Source organism: Streptomyces sp. NPDC056361, assembly GCF_042262805.1.
GTDB lineage: Bacteria > Actinomycetota > Actinomycetes > Streptomycetales > Streptomycetaceae > Streptomyces.
Map to the genome: position 1 here is coordinate 1 of NZ_JBHJQI010000003.1, position 12,666 is coordinate 12,666.

Annotated in this window: 7 protein-coding genes; 4 read left to right on the forward strand and 3 right to left on the reverse strand. The window is 71.5% G+C overall.

Annotated features, from left to right (window positions below; all coding sequences use genetic code 11):
- Positions 1-368 precede the first annotated feature (368 nt).
- The 3 genes from ACFCY7_RS01480 (at position 369) to ACFCY7_RS01490 (ending at position 5,480) form a co-directional block, all read left to right on the forward strand.
- Positions 369-1,367, forward strand: coding sequence for a LacI family DNA-binding transcriptional regulator (locus ACFCY7_RS01480; protein ID WP_376480409.1), 999 nt, complete (start codon positions 369-371; stop codon positions 1,365-1,367).
- A gap of 80 nt (positions 1,368-1,447) precedes the next feature.
- Complete coding sequence (locus ACFCY7_RS01485) at positions 1,448-4,216, forward strand: SpoIIE family protein phosphatase (protein WP_376480410.1); 2,769 nt, start codon at positions 1,448-1,450, stop codon at positions 4,214-4,216.
- 133 nt (positions 4,217-4,349) lie between these two features.
- Positions 4,350-5,480: an ABC transporter substrate-binding protein gene (locus tag ACFCY7_RS01490; RefSeq protein ID WP_376480411.1), complete on the forward strand. Its 1,131-nt coding sequence runs from the start codon at positions 4,350-4,352 to the stop codon at positions 5,478-5,480.
- A 137-nt stretch (positions 5,481-5,617) separates the two neighbouring features.
- Here ACFCY7_RS01490 and ACFCY7_RS01495 read toward each other — a convergent pair whose 3' ends face one another.
- Positions 5,618-6,682: a Gfo/Idh/MocA family protein gene (locus ACFCY7_RS01495; RefSeq protein WP_376480412.1), complete on the reverse strand. Its 1,065-nt coding sequence runs from the start codon at positions 6,680-6,682 to the stop codon at positions 5,618-5,620.
- A gap of 274 nt (positions 6,683-6,956) precedes the next feature.
- Entirely contained in the window at positions 6,957-7,958 is a 1,002-nt protein-coding gene (locus ACFCY7_RS01500; RefSeq protein ID WP_376480413.1) for a LacI family DNA-binding transcriptional regulator, read from the reverse strand.
- A 341-nt stretch (positions 7,959-8,299) separates the two neighbouring features.
- Here ACFCY7_RS01500 and ACFCY7_RS01505 point away from each other — a divergent pair, with 341 nt between their 5' ends.
- Positions 8,300-11,200: an RICIN domain-containing protein gene (locus ACFCY7_RS01505; protein ID WP_376480414.1), complete on the forward strand. Its 2,901-nt coding sequence runs from the start codon at positions 8,300-8,302 to the stop codon at positions 11,198-11,200.
- 259 nt (positions 11,201-11,459) lie between these two features.
- Here ACFCY7_RS01505 and ACFCY7_RS01510 read toward each other — a convergent pair whose 3' ends face one another.
- Positions 11,460-12,638, reverse strand: coding sequence for an ROK family protein (locus ACFCY7_RS01510; protein WP_376480415.1), 1,179 nt, complete (start codon positions 12,636-12,638; stop codon positions 11,460-11,462).
- Between the last annotated feature and the right edge of the window lie 28 nt (positions 12,639-12,666).

The following is a 12,666-nucleotide window of genomic DNA, read 5'->3' on the forward strand; positions in this document are numbered from 1 at the left end:
GCCCCAGCCCACCCAGGCCTCCTTCCGGAGGCGGAAACGGGCTCGTCGGCGAGGCGGTGGGGCCGCCTGAGCTGACGTCGACAGGAGCGTCATGGCTGGGTCCTAGCGTCGGTGACCGAGCGGTCCGGACGGGGAGCGAAGCGGTGCGGCCTGTGGCCGGTAATCGCCCCTGCGAGAGGGCTGGTTGATGGGTGATGTTTACGCAACCATCAGTAATGTGATGGTGGCATTCCCGCTGGGGGGCGTCAAGCACGAACTGGTAGCGAATGAGAGAGGTACGTGGGGTGTCCGAACAGAACGCGACCGGTCGGTCGGCGAGTGTGAGCGACGGTCGACGGGGGGTACGTGCCAGGCCACGCCGGGTGTCCATGGCAGACGTCGCCCAGCGGGCGGGAGTCTCGTCCCAGACGGTGTCCCGCGTCTCCAACGGCGACTCGGCCGTCGTGGAGACGACCCGGAGGAAGGTCCTCGACGCGATGAAGGAGCTGGGATACCGGCCGAACAGTGCGGCCCGCGCCCTCAAGCGAGGTGACTTTCGAGCCATAGGTGTGATCATCGGCGGGCTCACCAGCACGGGCAACGTCAGGACCCTGGACGCCGTCACCGGCTCGGCCTCCCGTGCCGGCTACGCGGTCACCCTCATCCCGCTCGACGCGCCCACCCAGGACAACGTCAAGGGGGCTTTCACGCGGCTCGACGAGCTGGCGGTCGACGCCGTCGTGCTGATCATGGAGGTCCACCTGCTCGATGCCGTCGCCCTCACCCTGCCGCCGCACGTCAAGGTGGTCGTGGTGGACTCGGACGCCACCGGCCGCTTCCCGGTGGTGGACACGGATCAGCGCCAGGGCGCCCGCTCCGCGGTGCGGCACCTGCTCGGGCTCGGCCACGACGCGGTGTGGCACGTCGCGGGACCCGAGGAGTCCTTCGCCGCGGGCCGCCGTGCCGAGGCGTGGGAGGCGGCGCTGCGGGAGGAAGGGTGCCCGGTGCCTCCCGTGCTGCGCGGGGACTGGACCCCCGAGTCGGGATACGAGGCGGGCCTGAGGCTGGCCGGCGAGGCGTCGTGCACGGCCGTGTTCGTGGCCAACGACCAGATGGCCCTCGGCGTGCTGCGGGCCTTCCACGAGCGCGGTGTGCGCGTCCCCGAGGACGTCAGCGTCGTCGGTTTCGACGACATCCCCGAGGCGGCCTCCTTCATCCCGCCGCTGACCACCGTCCACCAGGACTTCGCCCAGGTCGGAGCGCTGTGCGTGGACGCCGTCCTGCGGGAGCTCGAAGGCGAGACGGTGACGGGAGTGCGGCTCGTGTCGACCGCCCTGGTGGAGCGGGACAGCACCGCGCCTCCCGGCGCGCACCGGCGCCGGGAGTGAAGCCGTAGCCCGGGGTCCACCACCCCGTGCCGCGGGCCCATGCTTGCCAGGCGCGAATCGGGCAGGGCTAAATGGGGACTATGAGCGGAGAAACGGGTCATACGACACGTGACCCTCAGGAAAGCCCTGGAAAGGGCCCGCGGCGCATCCGATCGTGGCTGACCACACGGAGCGTCGCCCGCCAGGTCTTCCTCCTCCAGCTGGTCCTCGTGGTCCTCCTCGTCGCCGCCGCGGTCGTGGCGATCGTCGTCCAGGCCCGGCGCGACACCATGACCGACGCCCGGCACCGGACCGTCGCCGCCGCCCAGTCCTTCGCTCACGCCCCCGGCCTCGCACGGGCACTGGAGAGCGACTTCCCGACGGTCGAGCTCCAGCCCCTCGCCGAGGGGGCGCGCAAGGCCGCCGGAATCGACGCCCTGATCGTGTACGAACTCGACGGCATCACCCTCACCCACAGTGACCCCACGCAACTCGGCAAGCACGTCATCGGCCCGTACGCCGAAGCGGCGGCCGGCCGCCCCTTCACCCGTACCTTCCAGGGCGCCCTCGGCCTCTCCGTGGTGTCGGCGGCCCCCGTCAGGGACGCCCAGGGGCACGTGGTCGGCATCGTGTCCGCGGCGGTGACCGTCGAGAAGGTCCAGGACTCGGTGGACCAGCAGCTGCCCGTCTTCCTGGCCAGCGCCGCCGGTGCCCTCGCCCTCGTCGCCCTCGGCACGGGCCTGGTGAGCCGACGGCTGCGCCGCCAGACCCACGGCCTGGGCCCGACGGAGATGACGCGGATGTACGACCACCACGACGCCGTCCTGCACGCCGTCCGCGAGGGCGTGCTCATCACCGGCCGTGACCACCGACTGCTGCTCGCCAACGACGAGGCCCGCCGACTCCTGGACCTGCCGCCGGACGCGGAGGGCCGTCGTGTCGCGGACCTGGGCCTCGACTCCTCCCTCACGGCCCTCCTGGCGTCGGACCGGATCGCCACCGACGAGGTGCACCTGGCCGCGGACCGCCTCCTCGCCCTCAACAAGCGGGTGACGCTGCCGACCGGCGGCCAGCGCGGCAGCGTGGTGACCCTTCGGGACACCACCGAGCTCCGCTCCCTCTCCGGCCGTGCCGAGGTGGCGAGGGAGCGGCTGACGCTGCTCTACGACGCCGGAGTGCGCATCGGAACCACGCTGGACGTCGTGCGGACCGCCGAGGAACTCGCGGAGGTGGCGATCGCCGGGTTCGCGGACGTCGTCACCGTCGAACTCCTCGACCCCGTCCTGAGGGGTGAGGAACCCGCCGGGGCGAGCACCGAACTGCGCCGGACGGCCACCGCCGGCCTCACCGAGGACCACCCCCTCTACCCCTCCGGGGAACTGATCCGCTTCGTTCCCGGAACGCCGGTGGACGTCAGCGTCAGCGAGGGCCGCTCCGTGGTGGTGGCCGACCTCGCCTCGTCGACCGGATGGCGCGCGCAGGACGAGGAGCGGGCCCAGCGCATCCTCCACTACGGCATCCACTCCCTGGCGGTCGTACCGCTGCGGGCGCGGGGCGTGGTCCTGGGAGTGGCGAACTTCTGGCGGTCGGGGAAGTCCACGCCGTTCTCCGACGAGGACCTGTCCTTCGCCGAGGAGCTGACGAACCGGGCCGCGGTCTCCATCGACAACGCCCGCCGCTACACCCGTGAACACTCGATGGCGGTCACCCTGCAGCGCAGCCTGATGCCGCGCAACCTCCCCGACGACCAGGCGCTCGACGTGGCCTCCCGCTACCTGCCCGCGGAGTCCGGTGTGGGAGGCGACTGGTTCGACGTGATCCCGCTGCCCGGCGCCCGGGTGGCGCTGGTCGTGGGCGATGTCGTCGGGCACGGCCTGCACGCCGCGGCCACCATGGGTCGGCTGCGCATCGCCGTGCACAACTTCTCGGCCCTCGACCTGTCCCCGGACGAGCTGATCTGGCGCCTGGACGAACTCGTGACCCTCATCGACGTCCAGGACGAGTCCGCCGAGGGCTGGGAGGAGACGATCACCGGAGCCACCTGCCTCTGCGTCGTCTACGACTCCGTCTCCGGCGAGGTCGTCGTGGCCACGGCGGGACACCTGCCGCCCGCGGTCGTCCTCCCCGACGGCAGCGTGGAGTTCCTGGAGTCGCCGGTCTCCCCGCCGCTCGGACTCGGCGCGGGCATGCCCGTCGAGACGACCCGGACGACCCTGCCGGAGGGCTCACGGCTCGTGCTCTACACCGACGGCCTCCTGGAGGACCGCAGCAGGGATCCCGACGAGAGCCTGGAAGCCCTCCGCGAGGGCCTCGCCGGTCCCGACCGCACGCCGGAGGAGACGTGCGCCGCCGTCATCGACACGATGCTGCCCACGGAGTCGGGCGACGACGTCGCCCTCCTCGTGGCCCGTGTGAGGCGCATGGACCCCTACCGGGTCGCCGAATGGGAGGTGCCGCGCGACCCGGCGGCCGTGAGCCCGGTCCGCAACGCCTGCGCCCGGAAGCTGGCCGAGTGGGGCCTGGAGGACATCTCCTTCGGCAGCGAACTCATCCTCAGCGAACTGATCACCAACGCCGTCCGCTACGGCCTCGAACCCATCCGGGTGCGCCTCCTGCACGGCAGCTCGCTGGTCTGCGAGGTCTCCGACGGAAGCAGCACCGCCCCGTACATCCGGCGGGCCGCCGACACCGACGAGGGAGGCCGCGGGCTGTTCCTCGTCGCCCAGTACGCCGAGAAGTGGGGCACCCGCTATTCCCCCCGGGGCAAGACCATCTGGTCTTCCCAGGCGATCGGCCCCGACGCGGGGCCCGACCTGGACGCGCTGGGGGAGGACGACATCCTCGGCCAGTGGGACGACGTGGAGCTGTGAACGCGCGCCGCCGACCGTCCTTCCGGGCGCGGGCCCGCTCCGCGCGGGCGCCAAGGAAACACCCGAGTAGGCTGGAAAACCTCTTCCACGTTCCTTTTGTCCTCGCGGAGACGCCGTGGTCCAACCTCCTCGGATGCGAGCCGTAGCCCTCACGGCCTTTCTCTGCGCCGTGGCGTTCGGCCTCGGCGCCTGCGGCGAGGAGAAGGAGCCCGTCCAGGTGGTGCCCGTCGCCGAGGCTTCCTCGGCCGAGGAAGCCGGCGGCATGGACGCCTTGATCAAGGAGGCGAAGAAGGAGGGCACGCTCAACACGACGACCCTGTTGCGCCACTGGGCGAACTACGGCGGGCTGATGGACGGCTTCGAGAAGAAGTACGGCATCAAGATCGTCAACAGCAACCCCTTCGGGTCGAGCCAGCAGGAGATCGACGACATCAAGAAGAGCCGCGGCAAGGCGAGCGCCCCCGACGTGCTCGACCTCGGCGACGCCTTCGCCCAGTCGGCCGCGCGCCAGGACCTCCTGGCCCCCTACCGGGTCGAGGGCTGGGACAGGATCCCGGCCAACCAGAAGGACCCCGGCGGTGCCTGGTTCAACAGCTACGGCGGCTACGTGTCCATCGGCTGCGACAAGAGCAGGGTCCCCGTCTGCCCCGTCTCCTTCGCCGATCTGCTCAAGCCCGAGTACCGGGGCAAGGTCGCGCTCAACGGCAACCCCACCACGGCCGGGTCCGCCTTCGCCGGCGTGTACGCGGCCGCCCTGGCCAACGGGGGCTCGTTCGACGACATCCAGCCGGGCATCGACTTCTTCGCGAAGCTCGACGACGTCGGCAACTACAACCGCGGCAACCCCAACCCGGAGGCCATCGCCCGAGGCGAGACCCCGATCAGCATCGAGTGGGACTTCCTCAACCTCCGGCACATCGACGAGCTGCGGGGCACCGACGTGAACTGGAAGGTGTCCATCCCCTTCGACGGAAGCTTCTCGCAGTACTACGCCCAGGCGATCAACGAGTACGCTCCGCACCCGGCCGCGGCGCGCCTGTGGCAGGAGTACCTCGCCAGTACGGAGGGACAGAACCTGCGGCTGTCGGGCGACGCCCGCCCCGTGCTCATGGACGTCATGGCGAAGGACGGCACCCTCGACAAGGGCAAGGCGTCGAGGCTGCCGACGATCGAGGGCAACCCGCCGGCCTTCCCCACCGACCCGCAGCTGAACAAGGCGCTGCAGGTGGTGAGGGAGAACTGGGACAAGGCCATCGGCGGGTGAACGGAGAAGCCGTCGACAGGTGAACGGCGAAGCCGTCGGCGGGTGAACGGCGAAGGATCGCCGGCACCGGTGGGACGTGCGATCACCCGCACCGGTGGGACGTGCCGCCCGTGGGGCCGCACGTCCCACCGGGTGCATCACTCGCCGGGGAACGACACGCCCAGATCGCGGCGGATGCCGTCCAGGATGTGCATCATGCTCAGCGTCTCCGAGTGCGGCATCACCGCGGACTCCAGCAGCCCGGCGCCGATGCACCGGGCGGCTTCTGCCGCCTGGTAGCACAGGCCGCCGTCGAGGGGGTCGGGGACGAAGGTGTCGAGGAGCTCGTGGTCGCGGCCGATCAGGCGCACCTCGGCGGGGCCGTAGAAGTGGCCGTCGATCTCCAGGCGTGCGTGCGTTCCGCAGACCGATGCCGTGGTCGGTGTACGGGCGAAGACCGTCGTGTTCAGGACGCCGTGCGCCCCGGAAGGGCTGGTGACGACGATCGACGCCTGGCCGTCCACGCCGGTGAACGCCTTCGTGCCCACCGCGGTGACCGAGGCGAACGGGCCGAGGACCAGCGAGGCGAAGGAGACCGGATAGATGCCGAGGTCCAGGAGCGCTCCGCCGGCCAGTTCGGGGGCGTAGTGGCGGTGTGCGGCGTCCGGCTCGACCGGGAGGCCGTGGTCGGCCATGACGGTGTGCACCTCGCCGAGCAGCCCCGATGCGATGACCTGGCGGATCACGTCGATGTGCGGAAGGAACCGCATCCACATGGCCTCCATGAGGAACACCCCCCGCTCGCGGGCCGCCTCGATCAACTGCTCGGCCTCGCGGGCGTTGCGGGTGAACGCCTTCTCCACGAGCACGTGCCGCCCCGCGTCGATCGCCTGCATCGCCTGCTCGAAGTGGCCCGAGTGCGGGGAGGCGATGTAGACGATGTCCACGTCGCGGTCCTCGACCAGCTCGGCGTAACTGCCGTACGCCGCCGGGATCCCGAAGCGGTCGGCGAACGCGCGGGCGCGCCCGGCGTCACGCGAACCGACGGCCACCACCTTCTGGTCGGTGTACGTCTGCAGTGCCTCGACGAAGCGGGTGGCGACCCAACCCGGCGCGACCACACCCCACTTGAGGACGGGTGCGTCGCGGGGCGAGGGCGTCCGAGGAGCGGGCAGCACCATGGGGGCCGCGTCGTGACCGTCGACTGACCGGTTGTTCGGCATGAGGTTCCCATCGTTGGGGACGCCCGGCGTCGGGCGTGGGGAAAGGTGGCCTCGATCGCTGCGGACGGGGTCGCGGAGGTGGCCGGGCGACCGGCCGTACAAGGGCGCGCAATCGATTGCGCAACCGTAGTTCGAGGGCTCCGGGGGCTGTCAAGCCCGACGTCTCGCATCGTGGATCCGCGCCTCGGAAGTGCCGGCGGCGGCTGCCCGCGCCGACGGTGGCGCCGGTGTGACCCCGGCGCGTCGCGGGCGGAGAGTGTCGTCCGAGCGGCGATCAGGCGGATTCGCGCAGGACGAACTCGGTGCGCAGGGCGACCCGGACCGGGCTGACGCGACCGTCCAGGCGCTCCAGGAGCAGGCGTCCGCAGGCGGATCCCACCTCGTGGGCGGGATAGCGGATCGTCGAGAGCCGGGGACGTACGAGAGAGGCGACCTCGATGTCGTCGTGGCCGATCACCGCGAGGTCGGACGGGATCTTGAGGCCCATCTCCTCGGCTGCTTCCAGTACGCCGATGGCGGAGCGGTCGTTGACGCAGGCGACGGCGGTCGGGGGGTGCGGGTGGGCCATCAGTCGGCGAAGGCCGACGGCACCGGTTTCGCGGGTGTGCTTCCCCCGGACGACCAGATCGTCCGGGAGCTCCAGGCCGTGCCGGCGCGCGGCGGCACGGAAGAGGGTGAGGCGCGGATCTCCGTTGGGGGTGCCCGGCGGCCCGGCGACCATGCCCAGGCGCCGGTGTCCCCGCTGCACGAGGTGCGCGACGGCCCGGTCGATCGCCTCGCGGGAATCGGCGCGTACGAGATCGAGGTCGAGATCGTCCGGTTCGCCGTCGACGCTGACCACGACCGGGATCCCCGCGGCCCGGAGCGGGGCCAGGTCGTCCGGCACCAGCCATTGGGGAGTGATGACGACCCCGTCGAACCGGCGGTTGACCACTTCGTCGAGGTACGACAGCTCCTCGGCGCGTTCCGCGTTGGTGTTGCAGATGACGACGTGGAGCCGCTCCTGGCGCAACGTGTCCTGCAGTCCTCGGGCCAGCTCGGCGTAGAAGGGGTTGGCGATGTCGGGGATGATCAGCGCGGCCGTGCCGGAGCGGCCGGTGCGCAGGCTCTGGGCCACCGTGTTGAGGCGGAAGCCGAGCTGTGCGATGGCCGCCTCGACCGCCTCCCTCGTGGCGGGCGCGACGGGCCGCTTGCCGCTGAGGACGTAGGAGACCGTGGTCACCGACACCCCGGCGACGCGAGCCACCTCGCTCATCGTCACCGGCTGCTGTTCCATCGCGCTCCTCCCTTGCGTGCCCGGACGCGACCGCCGTGCCGGAGGCGTCGCCGGGGTCCCCAGGCTACGGCGCGGCGGCGCCGATCGCGGAGGAGGGCAGCGCCAAGTGGACGATCCTGCCCACCTTGTGGGGATCTGCATGGATATTGACGCGTCCTGGCGACGCGTGCTCCACTGGCCCGGCACGCCGACAGTAGTGGTGTATCACGAAACCCATGTTTACGTTCCCATGAACGTGTGTGCCGATGCGGACGGGACGCCGCTCGGACCGTGACGCAGCCACCGCTCCTTCCGGCGTGCCCCTCCCCCTCCCCTTCCCTTCTTTCATTGAAGGAGCTGCCATGTCTTCCCTTGGCGCACCTCTCGGCCGCAGAGGTTTCATATCGGCGGCCGCCCTGACCGCGGGTGCCGTCGTGGTCCCCGGCGGCGTCCTGTCGTCGATCGCGGCGGCGGCCGTGCCGCCCCAGGTCACCCTGCCGGAGCGGGGCATGTACGACACCGTGGCCGCGGGGTCCTGGACGGACGGCTTCGTCACCGGAAACGGTGAGTGCGGCGCGGTGTTCCACGGCGCGCCGCAGCTGGAGAAGATCGTTCTCAACCACCACCGCTTCGTGCTGCCCAACGGGACGCGCGACGTGGTGCCGCCGGTGGTCGCCGACCGCTTGGACGCCGTGCGGAACCGGGCCCTCTCCGGTGACTACTGGGGGGCCGCCGGGGAGTTCGCGGAGGGCTGGTCCCTGCGCTGGACACAGTCCTTCCACCCGGGCTACGAGCTGCAGCTGAGCACGCCCGGTGCGACGACCGCCAACAACTACGCCCGGGTCACGGACTTCCGTACGGGCGAGGTCACGCACTCCTGGTCCGAAAGCGCCGGCGTCTGGCGGCGGCGGGCGTTCGTCTCCAGGGCCGACAAGGTCCTCGTCCACGAGCTGCTGCCGGCGACCGGGCGGACCGTCGACACGACGCTCAAGGTCAGCACCGCACTCGAAGGCGTGCCGGGCAACGTGGCCTTCACGACCCTCGCCAGTGTCTCCGGCGGGCAGGGCTACCTGAACCTGCGGGGGACGTACCCCTCCGGACAGGGCGCCTTCGGGTACGAGGGCGTCACCCGGGTCGTCGTCACGGGCAGCAAGGCCTCGGTGTCGGTCAGCGGCAACACCCTCGTCGTCAGCCGCGCGTCCCGCGTGCTGCTCCTGACCAAGCTGGGCCGGTACGAGAACGCGGGGGAGTGGAACGCCAAGCCGCTGCACGCCGCCCTCGCCTCGCTGTCCACCGACTACGGCACCCTGCTCGGCCGGCACGCGCCCCTGCACCAGGCCATGTTCGACGGGTCCGGCCTGGATCTCGGCGTGTCCGCGGCGGACCGGAAGCTGTCCACGTCGGAGCTGACCGCGCGGCAGAACGGCGACCGGTGGACCGTGGACCTGGCACTGCTGGAGAAGATGTACGACTCCGGCCGGTACCTCTTCGTCAGCTCCAGCGGCATCCTCCCGCCCCGGCTGACCGGGCTCTGGGCGGGCAGCTGGAACGGCGCCTGGGCCGACGACTACACCACCGACGCCAACGTGAACCTGCAGGTCGCCGGCGGCAACATCCTCAGCCACGGCGACGCCATGCGCGGCTTCTTCGACCTGGTCCTCGGGCAGCTCGACGACTGGCGCACCAACGCCGCGAACCTGTACGGGACGCGAGGCTTCCTGGCGCCGTCCCGCACCGACGGCGAGCACGGCCACATGCTCCACTTCAACAACAGCGACTTCCCCGGCCAGTGCTGGACCGGTGGCGCCGACTGGATGCTGTACCCGCTCCTGGAGTACTACCAGGTCACCGGCGATATGGCGTTCCTCCGGGACAGGCTCGGCCCGGCCCTCATGGAACTCGCCCTGTTCTACGAGGACTTCCTCACCCGCACCGACGCCGACGGGAAGGTGGTCTTCGTTCCGTCGTTCTCGATGGAGAACTCCCCGTCCAACACCGGCCAGATGCTCTCCGTCAACGCCACCGGCGACATCATGGCGGGCCGCCACGCCCTCCAGGCCGCGATCGACGCCGCGAACGAACTGAACGTGGAGCAGGGCGCCGGCCAGGGCGTCGCACGGTGGACGGCGCTGCTGGGGAGGCTGCCCGCGTACTCGGTCAACAGCGACGGCGCCCTCGCCGAGTGGTCCTGGCCCGGCCTGCACGACCGCTACAACCACCGGCACGTGCAGCACCTCTACGGCGCCTGGCCCCTGCACGAGATCAACCCGGAGGAAGAGCCGGACCTGGTCTTCACCGCGCGCAAGGCCCTCAGGATGCGCGGCGACGAGAACTACTCGGCCCACGGCAGCCTGCACCGGGCGCTCGCGTGGAGCCGACTGAAGGACGGCCCGGGTGTATACGAGAACATCCGCAAGGTCCTGGGCAGCAACATGGTCCACCGCTCCCTGGTGACCTCGCACAACCCCGACCTGCACATCTACAACTGCGACGCGGCCAACGCGCTGCCGGCGATCGTCGCGGAATCGCTCCTCTGCACCCGGCCCGGACTCCTGGAGATCCTGCCGGCCCTTCCCGAGCAGTTCGCCCGGGGCACGATCCGCGGTGTCCGCGGCCGCAACCGCGTCCTCGTCGAGAGCCTCACCTGGGACACCGCGGCCCGCACGGCCACGGTCACCGTCGTGTCCGACACCACCCAGACGCTGGACTTCGTCTGCCGGCGCGGCATCACCTCGCTGTCCACCACGGCGCCGGTGGCGCCCTCCCCGCTCGGCGGGCACGCCAGGAAGATCACGCTCACCGCCGGGGTCCGCACCCAGATCGCGGTCGGCCTGTTCTCCGGGACGTACCGGCTGGTCAACCGCGCCAGCGGCAAGGCGCTCGACGTGGCGAACGAATCGACCGGCAACGGCGCTCCGGTGATCCAGTGGTCCTGGACGGGCGGAGCCAACCAGCAGTGGCGCCTGTGGCCGGACTACGACGGCTCCTTCCGTCTGTCCAACGTCCACAGCGGCAAGGTCCTCGACAACCCGGGGGCCTCCACGACCCCCGGGGAGCCGCTGGACCAGTGGACGGACACGGACAGCCCCAACCAGTGGTGGAAGCTGGTTCCTTCGGCGACGGCCGGGCGCTACCACCTGGTCAACGTCTCCAGCGGCCTGCGCATGGACGTCGCGAACGGCTCCACCGCCGACGGTGCGGCGATCGTCCAGGCGGCCGCCGCCGCGTCGGCCACTCAGGAGTGGGAGGTCATCGCCCTCTGAGCGGGGCGCGACGGCCGGGCCCGGACGAGCGCGGCCCGGCTGCCGGGCCGTGACCATCGAGGGCCCGACCCTGACCTGACCTGACCTGACCTGACCTGACCTGACCTGACCTGACCCCGGCCCCGACCGCCGGGCCGCGACGCTCGCGGCCCGGTTGCCGGGTCTCGGCGGTCGTGGCCCGATCGCCGGGCGGTGACGGCCGGGCACCGCGTCCTCCGCTGCCCGGCGCCCGCCCGGCACCCTCCTACGAGGACGTGGGCTACGCCGCGTCCGAGGTCGCGATGGCCTGGTCGACGGCCGCCGGGCTGAGGGTGTGCTCGATGACCATGACGGCGGCCCCGATGACGCCGGCGCGGTCGCCGAGTTCGCGGCCCCGGATCGACAGGTGCTGGGTGGCCAGCGGGAGGGAGCGGCTGTAGATGACCTCACGGACTCCGGCGAGCAGGTGCTCCCCGGCATCCGAGACGTCGCCGCCGATGATGATGACCCCGGGGTTGAAGAAGTTCACCAGCGCGGCCAGGACGTCACCGATGTCCCGGCCCGCCTGGCGGATCAGCTGGATCGCGGCCGGGTTCCCGGCGCGGACCAGGGCGACGACGTCCCGGCCGTCCGTGGCGTCGGCGCCCGCGGCCCGGAGGCGTGCGGCGAGGGCGGCGCCGCCGGCGACCGCTTCGAGGCAGCCGGTGTTCCCGCAGCGGCAGGGCTCCTCGCCGGCCCCGGCCACCCGGATGTGGCCGATGTCGCCGGCGGAGCCCTGGGCGCCGCGGTGGAGGCGGTGCTCCGTGATGATCCCGCAGCCGATGCCGGTGCCGACCTTCACGAAGAGGAGGTGTTCGACCTCGGGACTGGCGGCCCAGTGTTCGCCGAGGGCCATGATGTTGACGTCGTTGTCGACCAGGACGGGGGCGCCGAGGCGGGGTTCGAGCCAGCCCGGCACGTCGAAGCCGTCCCAGCCGGGCATGATCGGGGGGTTCACGGGCCGGCCCGACGTGTGCTCGACGGGGCCGGGGAGGCCGATGCCGACGCCGCACACGTCCGAGAGCGTGCGCCCGGCCTCGGCCAGCAGTTCCGTGAACTCGTCGACGAGCCAGCCGAGGACGTGCTCCGGGCCCTCGGTGATCCGGATGTCGCGGCTGCGTTCGGCGAGGACGCGGGTGGCCAGATCCGTGACGGCGATCCGTGCGTGCGTGGCTCCGAGGTCGGCGGAGAGGACCGTCCGTGCCTCGGAGTTGAAGGAGAAGGCCACGGCGGGCCTGCCGCCGGAGAAGATCGCGTCGTCCGTCGGCCGGATCCACTGCTGGTCCGCCAGTGCGTCGAGGCGCTGGGTCACGGTCGACCGGGCGAGGCCGGTGAGCTGCACCAATTCGGTGCGGGTGCGGGCGCGGCCGTCGCGCAGGATCGCCAGTAGGGCGCCGGCGCCTGCCGGTTCGGTGGTCAACTCCCCGTCTCCATCCATGTCGGTGCTG

What these genes read in the sequence shown, in the direction of transcription:
- ACFCY7_RS01480 (WP_376480409.1), top strand. Translation starts at nt 369, where the DNA reads ATGGCAGACGTCGCCCAGCGGGCGGGAGTCTCGTCCCAGACGGTGTCC.
- ACFCY7_RS01485 (WP_376480410.1), top strand. Translation starts at nt 1,448, where the DNA reads ATGAGCGGAGAAACGGGTCATACGACACGTGACCCTCAGGAAAGCCCT.
- ACFCY7_RS01490 (WP_376480411.1), top strand. Translation starts at nt 4,350, where the DNA reads ATGCGAGCCGTAGCCCTCACGGCCTTTCTCTGCGCCGTGGCGTTCGGC.
- ACFCY7_RS01495 (WP_376480412.1), bottom strand. Translation starts at nt 6,682, where the DNA reads ATGCCGAACAACCGGTCAGTCGACGGTCACGACGCGGCCCCCATGGTG.
- ACFCY7_RS01500 (WP_376480413.1), bottom strand. Translation starts at nt 7,958, where the DNA reads ATGGAACAGCAGCCGGTGACGATGAGCGAGGTGGCTCGCGTCGCCGGG.
- ACFCY7_RS01505 (WP_376480414.1), top strand. Translation starts at nt 8,300, where the DNA reads ATGTCTTCCCTTGGCGCACCTCTCGGCCGCAGAGGTTTCATATCGGCG.